The sequence below is a fragment of the Pseudomonas sp. R5-89-07 genome, from assembly GCF_003851685.1.
Taxonomy (GTDB): Bacteria; Pseudomonadota; Gammaproteobacteria; order Pseudomonadales; family Pseudomonadaceae; genus Aquipseudomonas.
Window position 1 is genome coordinate 1,856,217 of record NZ_CP027727.1, and the last position, 21,400, is coordinate 1,877,616.

At 60.1% G+C, this 21,400-nt stretch carries 26 protein-coding genes; 14 read left to right on the forward strand and 12 right to left on the reverse strand.

Annotation, left to right across the window (positions count from 1 at the left end; translation table 11 throughout):
• Positions 1-6 precede the first annotated feature (6 nt).
• Both C4J94_RS08530 and C4J94_RS08535 read left to right on the forward strand, forming a co-directional pair.
• A complete protein-coding gene (locus tag C4J94_RS08530; RefSeq protein ID WP_057722836.1) occupies positions 7-300 on the forward strand; it encodes a hypothetical protein in 294 nt (97 codons plus the stop codon).
• A gap of 81 nt (positions 301-381) precedes the next feature.
• Positions 382-1,347, forward strand: coding sequence for a L,D-transpeptidase family protein (locus C4J94_RS08535; protein WP_124385760.1), 966 nt, complete (start codon positions 382-384; stop codon positions 1,345-1,347).
• 262 nt (positions 1,348-1,609) lie between these two features.
• Here C4J94_RS08535 and oprI read toward each other — a convergent pair whose 3' ends face one another.
• Positions 1,610-1,861 (reverse strand): outer membrane lipoprotei OprI, encoded by a 252-nt coding sequence (gene oprI / locus C4J94_RS08540; protein ID WP_003172710.1) that lies wholly within the window; start codon positions 1,859-1,861, stop codon positions 1,610-1,612.
• Positions 1,862-2,472: 611 nt separating this feature from the next.
• Here oprI and C4J94_RS08545 point away from each other — a divergent pair.
• A complete protein-coding gene (locus C4J94_RS08545) occupies positions 2,473-2,754 on the forward strand; it encodes a GNAT family N-acetyltransferase (RefSeq protein ID WP_003233387.1) in 282 nt (93 codons plus the stop codon).
• A gap of 74 nt (positions 2,755-2,828) precedes the next feature.
• On the opposite strand, the gene C4J94_RS08550 is transcribed toward C4J94_RS08545, so the two are convergent.
• Positions 2,829-3,905, reverse strand: a complete 1,077-nt coding sequence (locus C4J94_RS08550) for a 3-deoxy-7-phosphoheptulonate synthase (RefSeq protein ID WP_124385761.1) — start codon at positions 3,903-3,905, stop codon at positions 2,829-2,831.
• 131 nt (positions 3,906-4,036) lie between these two features.
• Entirely contained in the window at positions 4,037-4,471 is a 435-nt protein-coding gene (locus C4J94_RS08555; RefSeq protein ID WP_124385762.1) for a PilZ domain-containing protein, read from the reverse strand.
• Between C4J94_RS08555 and C4J94_RS08560 the strand changes: the two genes are divergently transcribed.
• From C4J94_RS08560 to cysB, 5 genes are all read left to right on the forward strand, one after another.
• Positions 4,470-4,856, forward strand: a complete 387-nt coding sequence (locus C4J94_RS08560) for a thioredoxin (protein ID WP_124385763.1) — start codon at positions 4,470-4,472, stop codon at positions 4,854-4,856. The genes C4J94_RS08555 and C4J94_RS08560 overlap by 2 nt on opposite strands.
• Complete coding sequence (locus C4J94_RS08565; protein WP_124385764.1) at positions 4,853-5,815, forward strand: putative 2-dehydropantoate 2-reductase; 963 nt, start codon at positions 4,853-4,855, stop codon at positions 5,813-5,815. The genes C4J94_RS08560 and C4J94_RS08565 overlap by 4 nt, the downstream gene beginning before the upstream one ends.
• A gap of 15 nt (positions 5,816-5,830) precedes the next feature.
• Positions 5,831-6,748: a 5'-nucleotidase gene (locus C4J94_RS08570; RefSeq protein WP_124385765.1), complete on the forward strand. Its 918-nt coding sequence runs from the start codon at positions 5,831-5,833 to the stop codon at positions 6,746-6,748.
• Between the two features lie 66 nt (positions 6,749-6,814).
• Positions 6,815-7,318 (forward strand): universal stress protein, encoded by a 504-nt coding sequence (locus tag C4J94_RS08575; RefSeq protein ID WP_124385766.1) that lies wholly within the window; start codon positions 6,815-6,817, stop codon positions 7,316-7,318.
• 97 nt (positions 7,319-7,415) lie between these two features.
• Positions 7,416-8,390, forward strand: a complete 975-nt coding sequence (cysB, locus tag C4J94_RS08580; protein WP_124361903.1) for an HTH-type transcriptional regulator CysB — start codon at positions 7,416-7,418, stop codon at positions 8,388-8,390.
• 31 nt (positions 8,391-8,421) lie between these two features.
• Here cysB and C4J94_RS08585 read toward each other — a convergent pair whose 3' ends face one another.
• A complete protein-coding gene (locus C4J94_RS08585; RefSeq protein WP_124385767.1) occupies positions 8,422-8,904 on the reverse strand; it encodes a GreA/GreB family elongation factor in 483 nt (160 codons plus the stop codon).
• Positions 8,905-8,906: 2 nt separating this feature from the next.
• Entirely contained in the window at positions 8,907-9,278 is a 372-nt protein-coding gene (locus tag C4J94_RS08590) for a hypothetical protein (RefSeq protein WP_124385768.1), read from the reverse strand.
• A gap of 133 nt (positions 9,279-9,411) precedes the next feature.
• On the opposite strand from C4J94_RS08590, the gene earP reads away from it, so the two are divergent.
• The gene (gene earP, locus C4J94_RS08595) at positions 9,412-10,545 is read left to right on the forward strand and encodes an elongation factor P maturation arginine rhamnosyltransferase EarP (protein WP_124385769.1); all 1,134 of its coding nucleotides are present in this window, start codon (positions 9,412-9,414) and stop codon (positions 10,543-10,545) included.
• Between the two features lie 49 nt (positions 10,546-10,594).
• Entirely contained in the window at positions 10,595-11,167 is a 573-nt protein-coding gene (locus C4J94_RS08600) for an elongation factor P (RefSeq protein ID WP_017734414.1), read from the forward strand.
• 65 nt (positions 11,168-11,232) lie between these two features.
• Here the strand turns inward: C4J94_RS08600 and C4J94_RS08605 are convergent, their stop codons facing one another.
• From C4J94_RS08605 to C4J94_RS08620, 4 genes are all read right to left on the reverse strand, one after another.
• A complete protein-coding gene (locus tag C4J94_RS08605; RefSeq protein ID WP_124385770.1) occupies positions 11,233-12,249 on the reverse strand; it encodes an alpha/beta hydrolase in 1,017 nt (338 codons plus the stop codon).
• Between the two features lie 27 nt (positions 12,250-12,276).
• Positions 12,277-12,696, reverse strand: coding sequence for an organic hydroperoxide resistance protein (locus C4J94_RS08610; protein WP_010176159.1), 420 nt, complete (start codon positions 12,694-12,696; stop codon positions 12,277-12,279).
• 342 nt (positions 12,697-13,038) lie between these two features.
• Complete coding sequence (locus tag C4J94_RS08615; RefSeq protein ID WP_124385771.1) at positions 13,039-13,491, reverse strand: MarR family winged helix-turn-helix transcriptional regulator; 453 nt, start codon at positions 13,489-13,491, stop codon at positions 13,039-13,041.
• A gap of 79 nt (positions 13,492-13,570) precedes the next feature.
• On the reverse strand, positions 13,571-14,521 hold the full coding sequence (locus C4J94_RS08620; RefSeq protein ID WP_124385772.1) for a LysR family transcriptional regulator: 951 nt from the start codon (positions 14,519-14,521) through the stop codon (positions 13,571-13,573).
• A gap of 109 nt (positions 14,522-14,630) precedes the next feature.
• On the opposite strand from C4J94_RS08620, the gene C4J94_RS08625 reads away from it, so the two are divergent.
• The gene (locus C4J94_RS08625; protein WP_124385773.1) at positions 14,631-15,380 is read left to right on the forward strand and encodes a sulfite exporter TauE/SafE family protein; all 750 of its coding nucleotides are present in this window, start codon (positions 14,631-14,633) and stop codon (positions 15,378-15,380) included.
• On the opposite strand, the gene C4J94_RS08630 is transcribed toward C4J94_RS08625, so the two are convergent.
• Positions 15,370-16,224 (reverse strand): LysR family transcriptional regulator, encoded by an 855-nt coding sequence (locus C4J94_RS08630; protein ID WP_124385774.1) that lies wholly within the window; start codon positions 16,222-16,224, stop codon positions 15,370-15,372. The two genes, C4J94_RS08625 and C4J94_RS08630, sit on opposite strands and share 11 nt — an antisense overlap.
• Positions 16,225-16,321: 97 nt before the next feature.
• On the opposite strand from C4J94_RS08630, the gene C4J94_RS08635 reads away from it, so the two are divergent.
• A complete protein-coding gene (locus C4J94_RS08635; protein WP_256657665.1) occupies positions 16,322-16,525 on the forward strand; it encodes a DUF1127 domain-containing protein in 204 nt (67 codons plus the stop codon).
• 45 nt (positions 16,526-16,570) lie between these two features.
• On the forward strand, positions 16,571-17,800 hold the full coding sequence (locus C4J94_RS08640) for a winged helix-turn-helix domain-containing protein (RefSeq protein ID WP_124385776.1): 1,230 nt from the start codon (positions 16,571-16,573) through the stop codon (positions 17,798-17,800).
• Positions 17,801-17,895: 95 nt separating this feature from the next.
• On the opposite strand, the gene C4J94_RS08645 is transcribed toward C4J94_RS08640, so the two are convergent.
• Positions 17,896-19,242, reverse strand: coding sequence for a class II 3-deoxy-7-phosphoheptulonate synthase (locus tag C4J94_RS08645; RefSeq protein WP_124385777.1), 1,347 nt, complete (start codon positions 19,240-19,242; stop codon positions 17,896-17,898).
• A gap of 125 nt (positions 19,243-19,367) precedes the next feature.
• On the opposite strand from C4J94_RS08645, the gene C4J94_RS08650 reads away from it, so the two are divergent.
• A complete protein-coding gene (locus C4J94_RS08650; RefSeq protein WP_124385778.1) occupies positions 19,368-20,123 on the forward strand; it encodes a spermidine synthase in 756 nt (251 codons plus the stop codon).
• Positions 20,124-20,224: 101 nt separating this feature from the next.
• Here the strand turns inward: C4J94_RS08650 and C4J94_RS08655 are convergent, their stop codons facing one another.
• Positions 20,225-21,016: a crotonase/enoyl-CoA hydratase family protein gene (locus C4J94_RS08655; protein WP_124385779.1), complete on the reverse strand. Its 792-nt coding sequence runs from the start codon at positions 21,014-21,016 to the stop codon at positions 20,225-20,227.
• Between the last annotated feature and the right edge of the window lie 384 nt (positions 21,017-21,400).

Genomic DNA, 21,400 nt, shown 5'->3' on the forward strand with positions numbered 1-21,400 from the left:
CCCCTGATGTCGCGTCCTGCCTGGTCCCTGTTTAACTATCAACTGATCGAGCCGGACGAGCAGCTGGATCTGTTCGCCTGCCAGGAAGTCCGGGTGCATCTGGTGGCGCGTCAACTGGAGCTGGGCGGCTCGATTGACCGCACGCTCTGCGGCACGTTATTGCCGGCGCAACCGCTCTGGTCATCGGTGGACCGTTCGATCTTCCAGGACCAGCGGCTGTGCCCCTTGTGCAGGGCGATTCTTGAGTCGCAAAAGCGCGGCACACCGCCGATCTGGCCAGAGCTGCGCTTCGAACTCTAGCGCGGCCGGCTTGATGCCAGGCGCTCGCTTGACGTATACAATCAGTTTTTTCCTACCGTCGTTCTGCGAAGGATTTTCCGGATGTTGTCGCGCCTTTCCGTCGTTACCTGCTGCCTGTCTCTCGCTGCGCTCTGTGCGGCAGGTTCCGCGCACGCCTTGCAGTTGCCCTTGCCGCCGCCCGGTGAGGACATCGTCGGTCAGGTCCAGGTGATCAAGGCCAAGTACGAAGACACCTTTGCCGACCTGGGCACCACCTACGATCTGGGTTATTCGGAAATGGTCGCCGCCAACCCCGGCATCGATGCCTGGCTTCCAGGGGCGGGTACGGACATCGTGCTGCCGACGCGTTTCATTCTCCCGCCAGGCCCGCGCGAAGGCATTGTGATCAACCTTGCCGAATACCGGCTCTACTACTACCCCAAGGGGCAGAACGTGGTTTACACCTTTCCTTTGGGGATCGGTCGTGAAGGCTGGGGATCGCCGATTGCCCACACCAGCATTATTGCGAAAACGCCAAACCCTACGTGGACGCCGCCGGCTTCGATCAAGGCCGAACATGCCGCCAATGGTGACCCGCTGCCCAACGTGGTGCCTGCTGGCCCTGACAATCCCTTGGGCCCGTTCAAGTTCACCCTGGGTACGCCGGGTTATCTGATTCACGGCTCCAACATGAAATTCGGTATCGGCACACGTACCAGCCACGGTTGTTTCCGTATGTTCAACAACAATGTGCTGGAAATGGCCGGCATGGTGCCGGTCGGCACGTCGGTGCGTATCATCAATGATGCCTACAAGTTCGGCAGCGCTGGCGGCAAGGTCTACCTCGAAGCCCATACACCGTTGAACGACGATGGCACGCCTTCGGTGGTCGACAAGCACACGGCGGTGATCAATGCGCTGCTCAAGCGCGAAGACCTGGCCAATAACCTGCGGGTGAACTGGGATCAGGTGCGTGACGTAGTCGCGGCCGAAGATGGTTTGCCGACTGAAATCGGCGTGCCTGGCGCCGCTCCGGTAGCGTCCAGCGCACCGGTTGATTTTCAATAGGCGCCCCAAGCCCTAATGCCAGTCAGTCAAAGCCTTTTGTAGGAGCGAGCTTGCTCGCGAAGAACTCAAGGCCCCGCGTTTATCCAGAATGAGCGCATTGCCTAGACGTTTTTCGCGAGCAAGCTCGCTCCTACAGTGACCCTCTTTCGCTTAACTGACCGGCATTACCCCAAGCCCGTTCTTGCTGTCTGGCGCAGCAGATTCCAGGCAAAAAAAAGCCGACCCATAAATGGATCGGCTTGATAACAACCCCGAAGGATTATTACTTGCGGCTTGCTTTTTCAAGCATGCGCAGAGCGCGCTCGTTAGCTTCGTCAGCAGTCTGTTGTGCTTTTTGAGCAGCAGCCAGAGCTTCATCAGCTTTACGGTAGGCTTCGTCTGCACGAGCCTGGGAGCGAGCTGCTGCATCTTCCGTTGCAGTCAGACGAGCTTCGGTTTCTTTGGAGACGCTGCTGCAACCGGTGGCCAGAACTGCGGCCAGAGCCAGAGCAGAGAATTTCAGAACGTTGTTCATCGTGTTCCCCTTCAAGGACTTTCTATTAGATGGCTACTGTCTCAGGGTGAGCTAATAGCCGGCGTACATACTACCCATTACTTGTAGTAAGTAAACTGACGTTGCGCAAGAAGCAAAAAAATTCTCGCACCGAATCTATTTTGGCTAATCTTTTGGAGGTTTGTATAAAAACCCGCCAGATTTTTTCATCCTGCTGAAGATTGGATCCAGGCTGAAAGCGCCGGCCCGCATGCATCACGCTTTGTGAATAGATGAAATTTTATATATCCAAGCCAGTACTTGCGTTGGGGCGACTCGTCTCGCTTCAAGCATCTTTTGCTCATCTAGAGGTGACTTTAACAGCGCCAGTTCGTCTCAAGCTTCAACTGCCGGCAATGTTCAGGCTTTCGATCAACCGATGATCGAGACGCTTTCTATTAATCCACCCGCGGCAGGGGATGACGAGTGTGCCTTGAGCAATTGCTGGATTGGTGCCTACTATTCCCTACGTGCAGGTGTGAGCGCTCAGGGTTTTCTCGCTGTCGAAACCGGCACGGGGTGGCGTAGATGTTCCTTCGCCGGAAAAACATCGGTAAGGTAGGGTCAATATTCAAGACCCGCGAGGAGTAGTGATGAGCGAGGCGTTGTCCATCCACCATGACCAGGCTGGTCATCAGTTCGAGACCAATGTGGACGGTCATCGTGCCTATCTGACCTACATGGACCTCGGAAAGCAGACCCTGGATATCTATCGCACGTTTGTGCCCAACGCATTGCGCGGGCGGGGCATTGCCGCTGCGTTGACCGAAGAGGCATTGAAATTCGCCGAAGAGTCAGGCTACACGGTCATCCCGTCCTGCTCTTATGTGGAACGCTACATGGAGCGCCATCAGCGCCATGCCGCAAAGCTCTGATTCAACAGCCATAAAAAAACGCCGGGTTTAGCCCGGCGTTTTTGTGTGTGCCTGATTCAACGGCACGCACGGCTTCAGGTGCGTGTGCGTTTGGGCAACACGTCCTTGAGCTTGGCATGCATGCTGCGCAGGGTGTTCTCGGTAGCGGCCCAGTCGATGCACGCGTCGGTGATCGACACGCCGTATTGCAGGTCGGCCAGGTCTTTTGGAATGGCCTGGCAACCCCAGTTCAGATGGCTCTCGACCATCAGACCGATGATCGACTGGTTGCCTTCCAGGATCTGGTTGGCGACGTTTTCCATCACCAGCGGCTGCAGGGCCGGGTCCTTGTTGGAGTTGGCGTGGCTGCAATCAACCATGATGTTTGGCTTGATCTTGGCCTTGTTCAGCGCCTGTTCGCACAGGGCGACGCTGACTGAATCATAGTTGGGCTTGCCATTGCCGCCGCGCAGTACCACGTGACCGTAGGCGTTGCCCTTGGTCGTGACGATGGACACGCCGCCTTCCTGGTTGATACCCAGGAAACGGTGAGGGCTGGAGACCGATTGCAGCGCGTTGATCGCCACCGTCAGGCCGCCGTCGGTGCCGTTCTTGAAGCCGACGGCCGAGGACAGGCCGGACGCCATTTCGCGGTGCGTCTGGGACTCGGTGGTGCGGGCACCGATGGCCGACCAACTGATCAGGTCCTGCAGGTACTGCGGGGAGATCGGGTCCAGTGCTTCGGTAGCGGTAGGCAGGCCCATTTCCGCCAGGTCCAGCAGCAGTTGACGACCGATATGCAAGCCGTCCTGGATCTTGAACGAGTCGTCCAGGTACGGGTCGTTGATCAAGCCTTTCCAGCCCACCGTTGTACGCGGCTTCTCGAAATACACGCGCATCACCAGATACAAGGTGTCGGACACTTCCGCCGCCAGTACCTTGAGGCGTTCGGCGTATTCGTGCGCGGCCTTGAGGTCGTGGATCGAGCATGGCCCGATGACGACGAAGAGGCGGTGGTCGGTGCCGTCGAGAATGTCACGGATGACTTCGCGGCCCTTGGTGACGGTCTGCAAGGCAGCGTCGCTCAGGGGGATTTCGCGCTTGAGCTGATCGGGCGTGATCAGGGTCTCGTTGGATTCAACGTTAAGGTCATTGATCGGTAAATCAGCCATCGTGTTACTCGTCAGGGTCACGGGTGCCGGCCGCCAGCTATCCCCGTGCGGCGGAGCACAGCATGATTTGGATGCAGGGGGGAGGAACCTTAGCGCGTAATACAAGCCCGCGACAATGGGCAAAGCCCGCTTTAATCCAGCACTGGCTGCACAACGGCCTCGTGGGAGAACTCGCCGGCGTGGCGCGACACCCAGTCGCGGGCCAAGGCTTCGAGCTGCTGGGGTGTGGGTTCAGTGGCTTCGTGCAGGCGGCAGTAGCGTTCGATCTGGCACACTTGTTCGCCCATCCGCGCGCCGAACAGGGCATGTTCATCGGTAAAACTGATACCGATGCGATAGCCGGCCTGCACTTTGCGGCACCACGCGACATAGCCTGGATAGCGTGCGCTGGTACCCAGGGAGGGGATATGCAGATCGACCGCGGTGCCAGGGCGCCAGGCACGCGGCCAGTTGCAGGCAATGCCACCGCGACCGATAGTGCGCAGGTGTTGGCGGGGCAGGGCAGGAGAGGGACGTTGGATCAACTCGACAGCGACATCATCAGGGTGAGGTAGAAAACGACCCATGTACACGGACTCCGAGCACCGTCCAATGGACGGCAGTGGCAGCAGTATAGTGAAGCAACTGGAATTGACCGACCTGGATATCGACCAGCAACTGCTGGGATTGCCAGGGTGTTCGCTGGTAGTGTTCACCAGCGTCGGTTGTTCCAGTTGCCGCTGGGCCCGCCAGCAGTTGCCGGGCTGGCGTTTGCCGGTGGACCGGCTGTGTTGGGTAGATGCCGGGCATAACGGCGGCGCGGTCGAACGTTACCAGATCTTTCATTTGCCCGCGTTGTTCCTCGTGTGCGAGGGTCAATTTCTTGGGCAATTACAGACACGTCTTACGCAATCAGACCTTACCGACGCCCTGAATCACGCGCTGACCCGTACCCCAGAGGACTTGCCATGACTGCAATTGCACCCCCTTCGCCACGCATTGGCATCATTGGCACCGGCGCCATTGGCGGTTTCTATGGCCTGATGCTGGCGCGTGCCGGGTTCGATGTGCATTTTCTGCTGCGCAGCGAATACGCGGTAGTCAGCGAGCAGGGTTTGCGCGTCAACAGCAGCGTGCATGGCAACCTGCACCTGCACCCGGCCCAGGCGTACGCCAGCCCTGCGGATATGCCGCCGTGCGATTGGTTGCTGGTGGGCACCAAATCCACCGGCAATGCGGACCTGGCGCCGACGATCGCCCAGGTCGCGGCACCGGATGCCAAGGTGGTGCTGCTGCAAAACGGACTGGATGTAGAGGACAGCCTGCGCGAGCACCTGCCGGCTTCGCTTCATTTACTCGGCGGCCTGTGCTACATCGGTGTGCATCGCTCCGCCCCGGGCGTCGTCGAGCATCAAGCGCTGGGGCGGGTCAACCTGGGCTATCACAGCGGCACGGCGGCCAACGATGAAGCGCGCCAGCAGGCGATTGTCGAAGAAGGGGCCGGGCTGTTTCATCAGGCGGGGATCGAGTCTCAGGCGATGGCCAACGTGCATCAGGCCCGCTGGCATAAGCTGGTGTGGAATGTGCCGTACAACGGCCTCTCCGTGTTGCTCGGCACGGGGACCCGCGCGATGATGGCCGATGAATCCAGCCGCGCATTGATCCAGGCGCTGATGGCCGAGGTGGTGCAGGGCGCAGGCGCCTGCGGCCATGACATTCCGGCGAGTTACGCCGAGCAGATGTTCGCCATGACCGAAACCATGGATGACTACCTGCCCAGCATGTACCACGACCACGTGCACAAGCGTCCGTTGGAACTGGCAGCTATCTATGCCCGACCGTTGGCCGCCGCCAAAGCGGCCGGCTGCGAATTACCGGGCATGCAGGCGCTTTACCAGGCCTTGAGTTTTATTGACCGGCACAATCGCTGATTCGGAGGCACACAGATGGCGAAGGGTTTGAGCGACAAACTGGTGCTGGCGATTTCATCGCGGGCCTTGTTCGACTTGAGCGAGAGCCACAAGGTCTACCTCGCCGAAGGGGTTGAGACCTACCGCAAATACCAGATCGAGCACGAGGAGGAAATCCTCGAGCCCGGCGATGCCTTCCCGTTGGTCAAGAAGCTGCTGAGTCTCAACGCCAGCCTCGGACGTGCCCGTGTCGAGGTGGTATTGGTGTCGCGCAACAGTGCCGATACCGGTCTGCGGGTGTTCAATTCGATCCAGCACTACGGTCTGGATATTTCCCGCGCCGCTTTCGTCGGAGGGCGTAGTCCCTATCCGTATCTAGCCGCCTTTGGTTGCCATCTGTTTCTGTCGACCCATGCCGAGGATGTGCGCAGTGCCCTCGACGCCGGGTTCGCCGCGGCGACAATTCTGTCGGGCGGCGCGCGTCGGGCGTCGAGCGAGGAACTGCGGATCGCCTTCGACGGCGATGCGGTGCTGTTCTCCGACGAGTCCGAGCGCATCTACCAGGCGGGCGGGTTGGAAGCGTTCCAGGCCAGCGAGCGAGAGTCGGCGCGCCAGCCCTTGCACGGTGGCCCGTTCAAGGGTTTCCTGGCGGCACTCAACCTGTTGCAGCGTGAGTTCGCCGATGAGGCATGCCCGATTCGAACGGCGCTGGTCACTGCGCGCTCGGCGCCGTCCCACGAGCGGGTCATTCGTACGTTGCGCGAATGGGATATCCGCCTGGATGAATCGCTGTTCCTGGGTGGCCTGGATAAATCCGCGTTCCTCGAAGCATTCGCCGCCGACGTATTTTTCGATGACCAGGCCGGCCACTGTGAACGAGCCAGGGAGGTGGTGGCCACCGGGCATGTGCCCCATGGCATCAGTAATGAGTTGAAAATCCACAGCGACAGCTGAGCCGAACTGCCCAAGGCGCTGCTAAGCTCAGTTGATCTCCGCCATCCTGGCAGCCCAGGGGGTTTTATGATTCGTTCGATGCTGTACGCCACGGATCTTGGCCTGTATGCGCCGTACGTCATGCAGCATGCCCTCGCGTTGGCGCGAACGTTCAAGGCGGATTTGTACGTGATACATGTGGTGGAGCCCATCGGGCTGTTCGCTGAATCGGTGTTGCAGAGCTACCTTGATGAAAAGGCACTCAGCGAATGGCAGAGTCAGGGGTTGACCACGGTCATGGCGACGATCGAGCAACGGGTGCTCGACAGCTTTCGCGAGGAACTGGGGGACGAGCAGGACCTGAAGTTGATTCGTTCGGTGCGAGTGATCCAGGGGGATCCTTGCGAGGTGATTCTCGACCAACTGCGTAAACTCTCCGTTGACCTGTTGATCGTAGGCAGTCATAGCGATGCCAGCGCAGCCGCGACACCGCTTGGGCGTACCGCCGCGCGGTTGCTGCAACTGGCGAGCGTGCCGGTTTACCTGGTGCCGTCGCTGCAACGTCGACGCAGTGATGACAGTGATCGGTAAAAAACGATAAAAAGTTCTAGATTTATATATCTTACCTTTAATATAGTTATATACCGTCGCTGATACCCGTGGCGTCTACCTGCTTTGAGGGATTCATATGAAGCTTCAACAACTGCGCTACATCTGGGAAGTGGCGCACCACGACCTCAACGTTTCCGCTACTGCTCAAAGCCTTTACACCTCGCAACCCGGTATCAGCAAGCAGATCCGCCTGCTCGAAGACGAGCTGGGCGTCGAAGTGTTCGCGCGCAGCGGCAAGCACCTGACCCGTGTCACTCCGGCGGGCGAGCGCATCATCACCACGGCCGGCGAGATCCTGCGCAAGGTCGAAAGCATCAAGCAGATCGCCCAGGAATTCTCCAACGAGAAGAAGGGCACCCTGTCGATTGCCACCACCCACACCCAGGCACGCTATGCGTTGCCGCCGGTGATCCGCGACTTTATCAAGCAGTACCCTGATGTGGCGTTGCACATGCACCAGGGCTCGCCGATGCAGATCGCCGAGATGGCCGCCGATGGCACCGTCGATTTCGCGATCGCCACCGAAGCCCTGGAGCTGTTCGGCGATCTGGTCATGATGCCGTGCTACCGCTGGAACCGTTGCGTGGTCGTGCCTCAGGGGCACCCATTGGCCAAGTTGCCGAAGCTGACCCTGGAAGCCCTGGCGGAATTCCCGATCGTCACCTACGTGTTTGGTTTTACCGGTCGTTCCAAGCTGGATGAAGCCTTCAGTCACCGTGGCCTTACGCCAAAAGTGGTGTTCACCGCAGCCGACGCCGACGTGATCAAGACTTACGTGCGCCTGGGCCTGGGTGTGGGCATCGTCGCCAAGATGGCGGTCGATACCCAGCTCGATAAAGACCTGGTGGTGCTCGATGCCAGCGAGCTGTTCGAGTCCAGCGTGACCAAGATCGGCTTCCGTCGTGGCACGTTCCTGCGGGGTTTCATGTGCGATTTCATCGAGAAGTTCGCTCCGCACCTCACCCGCGAAGTGATGGCCAAGGCGATCCAGTGCCACAACAAGCAGGAACTCGAAGAGCTGTTCGACGGCGTTGAGCTGCCGGTTCACTGATACCTTTCAGGTGAAGGCTCGAACCATTGGTTTATCTGGCCTCGGTAACCGTGAAATGTTGCCGGGCGCCTGCCACCAGAATCTCTACCTCATCCTCGACACGCTTGCCGAGCAGGCCTTTGCCCAAGGGCGAGCGCGGGGTGATCACGGTGACCGGCTGGCCGACGACCTCGACCTTCAACCCCGCGGCATCCGGCGCCAGGAACAGCCATTGCTGACGCCCGTTCTCGTCTTCCAGGCCTAACAGCGTACCCACTTCGATCCCGCGCTGATCGTCGTACGCGCGCAGCTGCAGGTTCTGGCACAGCGCCAGCGACTGCTTGATCTCTTCGACCCGTTTGGCCTGGCCGGCCGCCAGATAGGACGCCTCCAGTCCCAAGGTGTCGTACTTGTTTTCGGCAATGTTCTCTTCGTGTGTCGCGGTCTCGTAGGCGGTCTGCGCGGCGCGCTGAGCAATGTCGAGGTCGGCGCTGAGTTTTTCCAGGATCAGCTGGAGGACGGCGTGTTTATTCATGATCACTCATCGCAGAATTGCAGGACATTGGCTTTGGTTTTTTCATTCGGGGCGTTCTGGTCCTGTTGCAGCCAGAACTGGCATTTGGGATTGGACAGGTTGCGTGCATTGTTTCGGGCCTGGTCCAAGGCTTGTTGCTGCGCCTGCTTTTGCAGGTTCTGCTGGTACTGCTCGAACATCCGATTCGGCTGTTCGGGTGTGGCGATAGTCGGCTTACCCAATTGCTGCACCGCCTGGGCCACTGGTGCCAGGCTCTGCGGGAACAGGTAGCGCGATGCCAGCCAGGTGGTCAGCGCGATGGCGATAAACCCCAGCCACACCCCTGCGGCGATGGCGAGGCAAAGCTTGGGCAGTGACAGCGAACGGTCAGACATGGTGGCCTCCTGGCAGGCATTGACGGCATGGGTAGTGATTGTCGCACAGCCACTGCGCAGAATAATCGCGGTCAAGTCTTCTGTATCCGCGCATTTATGCGGACAATCGAGCCTTTGAGCATAGGAGCCCGGAATGAAGGCCCGCTGGGATATTTTTTGCAGCGTCGTCGATAACTACGGCGACATTGGCGTGACCTGGCGGCTGGCCCGGCAATTGGTGGCGGAGCATGCCTGTGATGTGCGCCTGTGGGTCGATGACTTGCGCGCCTTTGAGCGTATGTGCCCGCAGGTCGATGTAGGCTTGGAGCAGCAATGGCAAGAAGGTGTCGATGTGCGCTACTGGCCGTGCGAATGGTCGGCGGCGCCCGCGGCCGATGTGGTGATTGCCGCCTTCGCTTGCCAGCTGCCACCCGACTATATGGAAGCCATGGCCGCGCGTGAACGCACGCCGTTGTGGATGAACCTGGATTACCTCAGCGCCGAGGACTGGGTGGTGGGCTGTCACCGCTTGCCGTCGGTAAAATTCAAGGGCGTGCAGAAGTACTTCTTTTTCCCGGGCTTTCGGCCCGGCACTGGCGGACTGTTGCGTGAGGCCGGCTTGCTGCAACAGCGTCAGGCGTTTCAGCAGAATGCCGAGGCGCAGCGACAATTCCTGCAGACGCTGGGCATTTTTCCGGTCGCTGATGCGCGGCTGATCTCACTGTTCGCCTATGAAAATGCCGGGCTCGACGGCTGGCTGGATGTATTGTCGACCGACGGGCGTGCCACTCATCTGTTGGTTCCAGAAGGGCGCATCCTCGGTGATGTGCAGCGCTGGTTGGGCGAGGAAGGGCTGGCCGCAGGCGCTATTCATCAGCGCGGGGCCTTGACCGTGCAAGTGCTGCCGTTCGTGCGCCAGGCGCAGTACGACCAGTTGCTGTGGTGCTGTGACCTGAATGCCGTGCGTGGCGAAGATTCATTCGTGCGCGCCCAGTGGGCCGGGCGCCCGTTGCTGTGGCACATCTACCGTCAGGACGAAGACATTCACCTCGACAAGCTCGAGGCGTTCCTGGAACTCTACACCGCCGCGTTGTCGCCAGCAGCCAAGGCGGCCTTGGTCGCATTCTGGCAAGCCTGGAACACCGAGGGCGATATGGCCCAACCCTGGAAAATGCTGCTGGAGCACTGGCCGGAGCTCAACCAGCATGCGCAGAACTGGTGTCTGGAACAGGCCTTGCAGGCCGATCTTGCGACGGCGCTGGTACAGTTTTATGAAAGTTGGATATGATACGCCACCTTGATTTTTGTAAATCCCATCCAAATTTCGGATATATGCAATGAAAACTGGTAAAGAACTGAAACCCGGTACAGTGATCCGTCTCGAAAACGACCCTTGGCTGGTTCAGAAAGCTGAGTTCACCAAGTCTGGTCGTAACAGCGCCATCATGAAGACCAAGCTGAAGAACCTGCTGACCGGTTACAAGACCGAGATCGTCTACAGCGCCGATGACAAACTGGACGACGTGATCCTCGACCGCAAAGAAGCGACCCTGTCCTTCATCAGCGGCGACACCTACACGTTCATGGACACCACCGACTACACCATGTACGAGCTGAACGCTGAAGATATCGAAGCCGTTCTGCCGTTCGTTGAAGAAGGCATGGAAGACATCTGCGAAGCGATCTTCTTCGAAGACCGTCTGGTTTCCGTAGAGCTGCCGACCACTATCGTGCGTCAGGTTGACTACACCGAAGGTTCCGCTCGCGGTGACACTTCCGGCAAGGTGATGAAGCCTGCCAAGCTGAAAAACGGTACTGAGCTGGCTGTTGCGGACTTCATCGAAATCGGCGACATGATCGAGATCGATACCCGCGAAGGCGGTTCGTACAAAGGTCGCGCCAAGAAGTAATTCTGGCTCTGCCGTACGAACAGAAAAGCCCGACCATGCGTCGGGCTTTTTTGTGCGTGCTGTATTTACTTCAGGTGTTGCTTGAGTTCATCCGACGCTTGCAGCAAGGCAGAACGTACCGCGGGTACCTGGCTGACCACGTTGAGCAAACCATAGTCGTGGATCATGCCGTTGTAGCGCACGGCAGTGACCGGCACGCCGGCCTGATCCAGCTTGCGGGCATAGGCTTCACCCTCATCACGCAACACATCGGCACTGGCGGTCTGCACCATCGCCGGCGGCAACCCCTTGAGTTGATCGGGGGTGGCTCGCAGCGGCGAAGCGTAGATTTCGGCACGCTGATTGGCGTCGGTGGTGTAGTTGTCCCAGAACCATTTCATCATGTTCCTGGTGAGGAAATGACCTTCGGCATACTGGTTGTAGGACGTCGTGTCGAAGCTGGCGTCCGTCACCGGCCACAGCAGCAGTTGGAACTTGATCGCCGGCGTGCCTTTGTCCTTGGCCATCAGGCTGACCACCGCAGCCATGTTGCCGCCGACGCTGTTGCCCGCGACGGCCAGGCGCTTGCCATCGACATTGAGCTCTTTGCCGTGTTCGGCCACCCATTTTGTCGCGCCGTACGCCTGGTTGATCGCCACCGGATAATGCGCTTCCGGTGATGGGGTGTAGTTGACGAAGACGGCCACAGCCCCCGAACCCACTACCAGATCCCGCACCAGACGTTCATGGGTTGGGTAATCCCCCAGCACCCAGCCGCCGCCGTGGAAGAACATGAACACCGGCAACGTACCCTTGACCCCGGCCGGACGCACGATAGTCAGGTCCAGCGGCTGGCCGTCGACCTGAATCGTCTTTTGGCTCACGTCCGCCTTGGGCAGGGTCAACTTGACCCCGGCCTGGGCACCCGTCAGCACTGCGCGGGCTTGCTGGGGCGTCAATTGCTCGATCGGCTTGCCGGTGCCGGCATTCAGCGCATCCAGGAAACTCTGGGTGTTGTGCTCCACCTCACCGGTAGCGGCGAAGGCGGTGCTGATGGACAGGGCGAGCAGGCCGCCGGTGAGCGCTTTGGCAACTGTGTTCATGTTCTTCTCCGATCAGGGCTGCGAGGGTTAGACGGTTACGTGCAGACGCACATCGACGTTGCCGCGAGTGGCGTTGGAGTACGGGCAGACCTGATGAGCGGCGTCGACCAGACTTTGCGCATCGTCCTGGGCCAGACCGGGCAGGCTGATGTGCAGGTCGATGTCCAGGCCGAAGCCACCGGGGATCTGGCCGATGCCGACATGGGCAGTGATCGAAGCGTCATCCGGGATTTTGCGTTTGGTCTGGCTGGCGACGAATTTGAGTGCGCCGATAAAGCAGGCCGAGTAACCGGCGGCGAACAGTTGTTCAGGGTTGGTGGCTTGGCCGCCAGCACCGCCCAATTCCTTGGGAGTGGACAGTTTGACGTCGAGGATGTTGTCGCTGGAGACAGCGCGACCATCACGGCCGCCGGTGGCGGTAGCTACTGCGGTATAGAGAGTTTGCATGGTGTTGTCCTCTTGGTGTTTTGCGCTAAATATTTGCGCGCTAAGTAGTTGGTGAGGTGAATGTATAGCGCTAATGTTTAGCGCGCAAGATAAATTTATAAATATTTTTCGGTCGATGGGAAAGCAATGTGGGTGGGGGCAAGCCCTAATGCCTGTCAGCTAAGGCTTTTTGTAGGAGCGAGCTTGCTCGCGAAGAACTCAGGGCCACCGCGTTTATCCAGAATGAACGCGTTGCCTGGACGTTTTTCGCGAGCAAGCTCGCTCCTACAGTGAGTCCCGTTCGCTTAACTGAATGGCATTAGGGCAAGCCCCCTCCCACATGTTCAGTATTTTTTTGCTTCTTTAGATTGCGTTCTGCAGGTTGCTGCGCAGGGCTATCAGATCCGCTTGCAACTTGCGCAATTGCTCCAGTTCCAGCCCGCTGGCCCCCAGGATGCACTGAGGAATCCCCATGGCCTTGTCCTGCAACGCCCGCCCGGCATCGGTCAATTCCACGACGACTACGCGTTCATCTTCGCGACTACGGGTGCGGCTCAACAAGCCTTCGGCTTCCAGGCGCTTGAGCAGGGGCGTCAGGGAGCCGGGGTCGGTAAGCAGGCGATTGCTGATTTCGCCGACGGTCAAACCGTCTTCCTCCCACAACACCATCATGGCCAGGTACTGCGGGTAGGTCAGGCCGAGGGCTTGAAGAAGGGGCTTGTACACCTTGGTCATCAGCAGCGAGGTGGAATGCAATGCGAAACACAGCTGGTTATCCAGCAACAAGGATTCGCAGGGTGTGGGGTTCTTGCTCATGGGCGTGCCTCGAAAAAGCCTGTATGGCTGGAATCTAGCGGGCAAATCTTTAAGGCGCCAGATAATTCTGTCCCTGCGGTCAGACCAAGTCGCTTTGCAGGGCCAGATCCCAGGGCGGGACCGGGCTGAAACGGGATTTGAGGTATTCCAGCAGCAGCCGGCTGCGTGCGTTGGGTTGTTGTTCCAGGCGTAGCGCATAAATGCCGGTGGTTTCTGGGCTAGGCAAGCCGTTCTCGCAAAACAGTGGCAAGAGTTCACCACGTACCAGGTATTCGCTGGCCAGCCAGGTTGGCAGATGCGCAATACCTAAGCCCGCCAGGGCGCCGGAGAGCAGTGCTTCGGCGTTGTTGGCGCTCATGCGGATACGACGGGGGCGGTAGATGGCACGGCGCCCGTCCAGTTCGAACCGCCAGGCGAACATCGGCGCCAACCCGTCCCAATCCAGGCCATCGTGTTCGCTCAACTCCCGCGGGTGCGTCGGCGTGCCGCGGCTTTTCAGGTAGCCCGGGCTGGCGCAGGCGATGCGCACGATGCTGGCGAGCGGCGTGGCGATCAGACGGGTGTCGGCAATAAGCCCGGCGCGCAAGACCAGATCGACCTTACCCAAGTGCGTGCCCTGCATATCGACGAAACTGTCGATCAAATGCAGGTGCACATCCAGCCCTGGGTACACCTTCAGGAAGTCTGCAATCACCGGCGCCAGGTGCCTTCGCCCAAACGCCGCTGGTGCATCCATGCGGATCAGGCCTTCCGGCGCATGGCTCAGGGACACGGCTTCGGCGCGAGCCAGCTGCAGTTCACCGACAATCCGTCGTGCCCGTTCGGCAAACGCCAGGCCGGCCGAGGTGGGCACCACCGCATGGGTGCTACGCTGGAACAGGCGACTGCCTACGGAGTTCTCCAGGCTGTCGATGCGCCGCGCCACGGCTGAAGGGGTCAACGGATGACGGCGTGCGGCGGCGGAAAAGCTGCCGGTTTCCAGTACGTCGAGAAACAGGCTCAGTTGATCGGTCAGCGTATTTGGATTCATCGGCGCTTGCTTATGCGAGATTGGCACAACCATTGTGCGTTGCTGTGCGTTTCCGTGCCAGCGCCGACTGCGTAGCATGCCAGGCATCGGGAATGTGGAGTGGCCAGCGGTGTTGGATTTAGCGATGTATCTGGTATTGGGCGCGGCCCTGGGCACAGTGGGCGGCTTGTTTGGCATTGGCGGCGGGCTGATCGCCATCCCCGTGCTGGGTGTGATGTTCGGCCTGGATCAGCAGATCGCCCAAGGCACTGCGCTGGTGATGGTGGTACCTAACGTAATGCTGGCCCTGTGGCGGTATCACCAACGCAACCGCATCGAACTACGCCACGCCCTGCCGCTGGGGGTGATGGGGTTCAGCTTCGCCTGGCTGGGTTCGATTTGGGCGGTAGGCCTGGACGCCGGCGCGATGCGGATTGGTTTTATTGTCTTTCTGGTGGTACTGGCGGCCTACAATCTGCTGCGCATGTTTACCCGTAACGCACCGCCGACCGCGCAAATGCGTTATTCCTGGCCTTGGTTGGGCGTGCTTGGCGCAGCGTCAGGCTCGATGGGCGGGTTGTTTGGCGTCGGTGGCGCGGTGGTTGCCACGCCGGTGCTCACCAGTGTCTTCGGCACTACCCAGGTAGTCGCACAAGGCTTGTCTCTTGCATTGGCGCTACCGAGCACCGGTGTGACCCTGATCACTTACGCCTGGCATCATCAGGTGGACTGGTTGATCGGCGTACCTCTGGCGGTGGGTGGCCTGCTCAGTATCAGTTGGGGCGTGAAAGTCGCGCATGCACTGCCCGAGCGGGTGTTGCGTGGCTTGTTCTGCGGTTTTTTGGTGGTGTGCGCGGTGATGCTGGCCTTTAAAGTCTGAAGCCTTCGAGGATGTAGTCGGCCAGGCATTCGGTGATGGGCGAGGTCATTTGCGGGTTGCGCAGCAGGCGCAGGTGCATCGAAGGCAAGGACGGGAAGCCTTCTTCACTGCCGAGTATGCGCAGGTCTTCGGGCACCAGGCTTTCCATGCTGACCATCGCCGCCAGGCCGGCGCTCACCACCGCCAGGATCGCCGCACCGTTGGAGCTGTGGTAAGCCAGGCGATAGTCCCGTCCGGCCGCGTCCAGCGCTGCCCGGGCCCACTGGGTGTAAACGCAGTCGTCGCCGGAAACCGCCAGTGGCAGGACGTCATGCTGGTCCACGCAGAAGCACGCTGATGCGGCCCACACGATGCGCTCAGTGCGCAAGAGTTCACCAAGGTCATTGCCGGGCTCGCGACTGATTACAGTCAAGGCCAGGTCCCTTCGCTGCATCAATACCGTTGACGACTCGCAGTGCAGCTCGATCTGGATCAGCGGGTACGCCTTGGAGAACTGCTTGAGAATGCCTGGTAGAAAGCGCATCACGTAATCGTCCGGCGTGCCGATGCGCACCAACCCCACCATGTGCGGCTCGCGCAGGGTGTTGAACACCTCGCTGTGCAGTTTCAGGATGCGCCGCGCATACCCCAGCAACACTTGGCCCTCGGGCGTCAACCGCACCTGACGCCCATCGCGTTCGAATAGCTTGCGCTGCAGCACGTCTTCTTCCAGGCGTTTCATCTGCATGCTCACCGCCGACTGGGTGCGGTTGACCAGCTCCCCAGCTCGAGTAAATCCGCCCTGATCGGCGATGGCGACAAAGGTGCGCAGCACGTCTGTGTCGATGCTCGGGTAAGTCGACAATTAATCAATCTCCGAGATGTATTGCATAAGAAACATTCGTTGGATTGATCATAAGCCCAGGCACACACTGACGCCATCCCCACTGGAGGGCGAGAAGATGAAAGGTCAAACAGGTTTTGTGATGGCGAAGGGGCCGTTCTTCGGGCTTCTTCATACGATTTCGCGCTGGCAGGCTTTGCATCGTGAACGCCAGATGCTGGCGGGCATGAGCGACGACGCGCTCAAGGATATCGGTCTCAACCGTATCGATGTGGAGCAGGAGATCCATCGGCATTTCTGGGAAGACCCGCTGCGAAAGTAAGCGGGAATGCAGTAGGGTAGGGCGTGCGTATTCAAGGAGCTGTTCATGTCCGCCGTCCTCTCCTTTTCCCTCAAGCAAGCACGACGCATGGCGCTGGCGGCCCAGGGTTTTTCCGGGCGCCAGCCGCCGGCACAGATAAAGGCCGCGCACCTCAACCGTTTGATCGAGCGCCTCGGCGTGCTGCAGATCGATTCGGTCAATGCCGTGGTGCGCTCCCATTACCTGCCGCTGTTTTCTCGGCTGGGCCATTATTCCCCGTTGATACTCGAGCAGGCCGCCTGGAGCCAGGGGCGGCGGCGTTCGCTGTTCGAATACTGGGGGCATGAGGCCTCGCTGCTGCCCATGGCGATGTACCCCTTGATGCGCTGGCGCATGGAGCGGGCCAAGCAGGGGCAGGGGATTTACGCGCAAATGGCGCGATTCGGGCGTGAGCGGCAGAGCACGATCCAGCGCGTTTTGCAGGCCGTCGAACAGCAGGGCGCATTAGGGGCGGGCAGCTTGTCGACCCGCGAGCAGCGTGCCGGGCCCTGGTGGGATTGGAGTGACGAGAAACATGCGCTGGAATGGCTGTTCGCTGCGGGTCTGGTTACGGTGGCGGGGCGGCGCGGGTTTGAACGCCTCTATGATTTGCCCGAGCGGGTGCTCCCCGGCGAAATCCTTCAAGTCTCCGTAAGCGAAGCCGAGGCCCAGCGGGGTTTGTTGCTGCACAGCGCGAGCGCATTAGGTGTGGCCACTGAAAAAGACCTGCGCGATTATTTTCGCCTTGATCCTGCCGATAGTCGCCAGCGCCTGGCCGAACTGGTCGAGGAGGGGCAATTGCTGGACTGCCAGGTGCAAGGCTGGAAGCAACCGGCGTATTGCCTGCCGGAGCCAAAAGTGCCACGCAGCGTGCCCGCCAGCGCGTTGTTGTCGCCATTTGATTCGTTGATCTGGGAGCGTGCACGTACCGAGCGCCTGTTCGATTTCCGCTATCGGCTGGAAATCTACACGCCACAACACAAGCGGGTGTACGGCTACTACGTGCTACCGTTTTTGCACAACGAGCGGATCGCCGCGCGCCTCGATTTGCGCGCAGAGCGGGCAAACGGTTGCCTGGCGGTGCATGCGGTGCACGAGGAGGCGCTGGGGCTGGATGATCAAGGAATAGTGGCGTTGGCGCTGAACCTGCGGCAGATGGCCGATTGGTTGGGGCTGCAGCGGGTGCTGCTCAATTGCCAGCGGCCGAGTGCTGCGCGTTTGAGGGTGGCAATGCTGGGTATCGATGTCGGCCTTTAGGGCGCTATCGGGGGCAAGCCCCCTCCCACATGTGGCGTGCATACAGTGTGGGAGGGGGCTTGCCCCCGATGGCGATGGTCCAGACGACTAATGGCTTAGCGCTTGACCTGTTTCAAGGTTTCGGCAATCAGAAACGCCAGTTCTAGCGATTGGTCGGCGTTCATCCGCGGGTCGCAGTGGGTGTGGTAGCGGTCCGACAAGCCGTCTTCGGTGATCGGTCGTGCGCCGCCGATGCATTCGGTAACGTTCTGCCCGGTCATCTCGATATGGATGCCGCCGGCATAGCTGCCTTCAGCCTGATGCACCTGGAAGAACTCCTTCACTTCGCCGAGGATCTGCGCAAAGTCGCGGGTTTTGTAGCCGCTGCTGGCCTTGATGGTGTTGCCATGCATGGGGTCGGAACTCCATAGCACATGCTTGCCTTCGCGCTGCACGGCGCGAATCAGGTCTGGCAGGTGGTCGCCGACTTTATTGGCGCCCATGCGGGCGATCAGGTTCAAGCGGCCAGGGTCGTTGTCCGGGTTAAGGATATCGATCAGGCGGATCAGGTCGTCCGGGCTCATGCTCGGGCCGACCTTGACGCCGATCGGGTTGTTCACCCCACGCAGGAACTCGACGTGGGCGCCATCCAGCTGGCGGGTACGGTCGCCAATCCAGAGCATATGGGCCGAGCAGTCGTAGTAGTCGTTGGTCAGGCTGTCACGACGCACGAAAGCTTCTTCATAGTTGAGCAGCAAGGCTTCGTGAGCGGTGAAGAAGCTGGTCTCGCGCAGTTGCGGCGAATCGTCCATGCCACAGGCGCGCATGAAGGCCAAGGTCTCGTCGATGCGGTCGGCCAGTTGGCTGTACTTCTCGGCCAGCGCAGAGTTGGCAATGAAGTCCAGGTTCCACTTGTGCACCTGGTGCAGGTCAGCAAACCCGCCCTGGGCAAAGGCCCGCAGCAGGTTGAGGGTGGCGGTGGACTGGTGATAGCTCTGCAACAGGCGATCCGGGTCCGGGACGCGGCTCTTTTCGTCGAAGCCGATGCCATTGACGATATCGCCGCGGTAGGCAGGCAGCGTGACGCCGTCGATGGTTTCATCGTTGGACGAGCGCGGCTTGGCGAACTGGCCGGCCATGCGTCCGACTTTCACCACTGGGCAGCCGGCGGCGAAGGTCATCACGATCGCCATCTGCAGCAACACTTTGAAGGTGTCGCGGATCTTCGCAGCGGAAAACTCGACAAAGCTCTCGGCGCAGTCACCGCCTTGCAACAAGAAGGCGCGACCCTGGGTGACTTCGGCAAACTGACGACGCAATTCGCGGGCTTCCCCGGCAAACACCAGCGGCGGGTAACTGGCCAGGCTCTGCTCCACTTGCAGCAGGTGCGCGGCATCCGGGTACCGGGGTTGTTGCTGGATCGGCAGGGCACGCCAGCTGTCGGGGCTCCAGGGTTGGCTCATCATGCACTCGTTGGGTAGGTTGACGTTCGGGCGTCAATGTTAGCAGCAATTAGTGCGTGACCTGCTGACGTCGCTTGGCCGACAATCGCGCACTTTGCCCCGCAGCCAACCCGTTAGGAGTAGTGATGAGCGAGGAGCGTGTCGAGCGCCTGCTGGCCGAAGTGCATGATGATTTCGGCATGATCCGCGTACTGGAAGTGGCCGATTACCGTTTTCTCGAATTTGGCGATGCCATCGAGCAGAGTTGCGTGTTCACGGCCGACCCGAGCTGGCTGGAGTATGACTACACCCGCGCCATGCTGATTGGGGCGTTGTGCCATGAGCAGCCCGAAAGTGCGCTGTTCCTCGGCCTGGGTGCCGGCACGCTGACCCAGGCGTGCCTGAAGTTCCTGGCGCTTGACGATGTCGAAGCCATCGAGCTGCGCCCCGACGTACCGCGCCTGGCCATTGAATACTTGGGGCTGGACGATGATCCGCGCCTGTATATCCGTATTGGCGATGCCCTGGAGTTGCTCGACAGCGCTGAATCGGCCGACCTCATTTTCGTCGACCTGTACACCGATGTGGGGCCAGGCGTCGGCCACCTGGCCTGGACGTTCCTCGAGAATTGCCAGAAGAAGCTCAATCCCGGCGGCTGGCTGGTGATCAACCAGTGGGCGACCGACGACGGCAAGCCGCTTGGCGCAGCATTGTTGCGCGGGTTGTATCACCGGCATTACTGGGAGCTGCCGGTGAAGGAGGGCAACGTGATCCTGCTGGTGCCTTCGGAGCTGGATCAGGAGCTGGACCTGGACGCGCTGTCCGCTCGCGCCGAGGCCTTGGCGCCGCGACTGGGTTATTCGTTGCAGGCGCTGATCAAGGCGATTCGGCCGGCGACCTAGGCGTCTGTTCCGGCGCTATCGGGGGCAAGCCCCCTCCCACAGTTGAAATGCGTTCCAAGTGTGGGAGGGGGCTTGCTCCCGATGTAGCCGGCACTGCCCAATCAGATACCCTTGAACACCCCCGGCCGCTTCTCGACCATCGCCCGCATGCCTTCCTTGGCGTCTTCGCTGTTGAGCAATTTGTCCACCATCGGCGGCAGCGCGGCCGCCGCCACAGTCTCGCCTTCCGTGCGGGCCAATCGCGCCGACATCAGCGTTGCCTGCACGCCAAGCGGGGCCTGGCGTGCGATGCGATTGGCCAGCTCGATGGCGCGCGGTATCAGGTCTTCGCTGGCCATCACTTCCTGCACCAGGCCCAGGCGCAGGGCTTCATGGGCATCGAACTCATCGCCGGTCAGCAACCAGCGCATCGCATTGCCCCAGCCAGCGATTTGATGAAAGCGCAATGTCGCGCCGCCAAAAGGAAAGATCCCACGCTGTACTTCCATCTGCGCAAAACGGGTGTTGCTTGCACACAGGTTGATATCCGCCGCCAGCATCAGTTCGATGCCGATGGTCAGGCAGTAGCCTTGAGCAGCAACGATCACCGGTTTATTCACCCTGGGGCCTGCGAACACGCCCCAGGGGTCGCAGCCGCCCAGGGGCGGTTGCCAACCGCCGGCCATTACGGCGCTGACATTGGCCAGGTCGAGCCCGGCGGTGAAGTGGTCGCCATGGGCAAACACCACGGCAACCCGCGCGTCATCGTTTCGATCAAAATCGCCATAGGCCATGCTCAATGCGTTGAGCAGGTCCAGGTCGAAAGCATTGCGTTTTGCCACTCGGTCCAGCCCCAGCAACAGGACATGGCCCTGGAGTTCACGGGTGACGCGGCTGCTGCTGGCTTGATTCATCGGGTGTGCCCTCGGGCGCGGGTAAGGTTTCAGACCAAAGGGGCGGTCTGGACAGGTGAACCGTTTAAGCGTGATGAGCAACAGGGCCGGGCCTTTGAAAAATAGACCCTGGCGCACTTATGTGCAAAGACTGTGACGCAGGGCGGTTTCTCGGTGCTTTGCGATAAAAAAAGCTCCCTTTTTCAGCTATTTCCGGTATAGTGCGCGCCGGCCTTTAACCGGGCCGCGTTTAGGTAGCGCAATTCCCCGAAGTCAGCTTCGGCTGCACGTCCGCACAGCGGACTCTCCCTTGACGAATCTTTTTCATTCATTCGTTTTCGCAAATCCCCGCCGACAAAGCAGCCAGGGCGACTCTTGAGTCTCAACACGGCATGCGCAGCTTTG

Excerpts from the sequence above, each read along its gene's own strand:
- C4J94_RS08530 (WP_057722836.1), top strand. The coding sequence starts at position 7 with ATGTCGCGTCCTGCCTGGTCCCTGTTTAACTATCAACTGATCGAGCCG.
- C4J94_RS08535 (WP_124385760.1), top strand. The coding sequence starts at position 382 with ATGTTGTCGCGCCTTTCCGTCGTTACCTGCTGCCTGTCTCTCGCTGCG.
- oprI (WP_003172710.1), bottom strand. The coding sequence starts at position 1,861 with ATGAACAACGTTCTGAAATTCTCTGCTCTGGCTCTGGCCGCAGTTCTG.
- C4J94_RS08545 (WP_003233387.1), top strand. The coding sequence starts at position 2,473 with ATGAGCGAGGCGTTGTCCATCCACCATGACCAGGCTGGTCATCAGTTC.
- C4J94_RS08550 (WP_124385761.1), bottom strand. The coding sequence starts at position 3,905 with ATGGCTGATTTACCGATCAATGACCTTAACGTTGAATCCAACGAGACC.
- C4J94_RS08560 (WP_124385763.1), top strand. The coding sequence starts at position 4,470 with ATGTACACGGACTCCGAGCACCGTCCAATGGACGGCAGTGGCAGCAGT.
- C4J94_RS08555 (WP_124385762.1), bottom strand. The coding sequence starts at position 4,471 with ATGGGTCGTTTTCTACCTCACCCTGATGATGTCGCTGTCGAGTTGATC.
- C4J94_RS08565 (WP_124385764.1), top strand. The coding sequence starts at position 4,853 with ATGACTGCAATTGCACCCCCTTCGCCACGCATTGGCATCATTGGCACC.
- C4J94_RS08570 (WP_124385765.1), top strand. The coding sequence starts at position 5,831 with ATGGCGAAGGGTTTGAGCGACAAACTGGTGCTGGCGATTTCATCGCGG.
- C4J94_RS08575 (WP_124385766.1), top strand. The coding sequence starts at position 6,815 with ATGATTCGTTCGATGCTGTACGCCACGGATCTTGGCCTGTATGCGCCG.
- cysB (WP_124361903.1), top strand. The coding sequence starts at position 7,416 with ATGAAGCTTCAACAACTGCGCTACATCTGGGAAGTGGCGCACCACGAC.
- C4J94_RS08585 (WP_124385767.1), bottom strand. The coding sequence starts at position 8,904 with ATGAATAAACACGCCGTCCTCCAGCTGATCCTGGAAAAACTCAGCGCC.
- C4J94_RS08590 (WP_124385768.1), bottom strand. The coding sequence starts at position 9,278 with ATGTCTGACCGTTCGCTGTCACTGCCCAAGCTTTGCCTCGCCATCGCC.
- earP (WP_124385769.1), top strand. The coding sequence starts at position 9,412 with ATGAAGGCCCGCTGGGATATTTTTTGCAGCGTCGTCGATAACTACGGC.
- C4J94_RS08600 (WP_017734414.1), top strand. The coding sequence starts at position 10,595 with ATGAAAACTGGTAAAGAACTGAAACCCGGTACAGTGATCCGTCTCGAA.
- C4J94_RS08605 (WP_124385770.1), bottom strand. The coding sequence starts at position 12,249 with ATGAACACAGTTGCCAAAGCGCTCACCGGCGGCCTGCTCGCCCTGTCC.
- C4J94_RS08610 (WP_010176159.1), bottom strand. The coding sequence starts at position 12,696 with ATGCAAACTCTCTATACCGCAGTAGCTACCGCCACCGGCGGCCGTGAT.
- C4J94_RS08615 (WP_124385771.1), bottom strand. The coding sequence starts at position 13,491 with ATGAGCAAGAACCCCACACCCTGCGAATCCTTGTTGCTGGATAACCAG.
- C4J94_RS08620 (WP_124385772.1), bottom strand. The coding sequence starts at position 14,521 with ATGAATCCAAATACGCTGACCGATCAACTGAGCCTGTTTCTCGACGTA.
- C4J94_RS08635 (WP_256657665.1), top strand. The coding sequence starts at position 16,322 with ATGAAAGGTCAAACAGGTTTTGTGATGGCGAAGGGGCCGTTCTTCGGG.
- C4J94_RS08640 (WP_124385776.1), top strand. The coding sequence starts at position 16,571 with ATGTCCGCCGTCCTCTCCTTTTCCCTCAAGCAAGCACGACGCATGGCG.
- C4J94_RS08645 (WP_124385777.1), bottom strand. The coding sequence starts at position 19,242 with ATGAGCCAACCCTGGAGCCCCGACAGCTGGCGTGCCCTGCCGATCCAG.
- C4J94_RS08650 (WP_124385778.1), top strand. The coding sequence starts at position 19,368 with ATGAGCGAGGAGCGTGTCGAGCGCCTGCTGGCCGAAGTGCATGATGAT.
- C4J94_RS08655 (WP_124385779.1), bottom strand. The coding sequence starts at position 21,016 with ATGAATCAAGCCAGCAGCAGCCGCGTCACCCGTGAACTCCAGGGCCAT.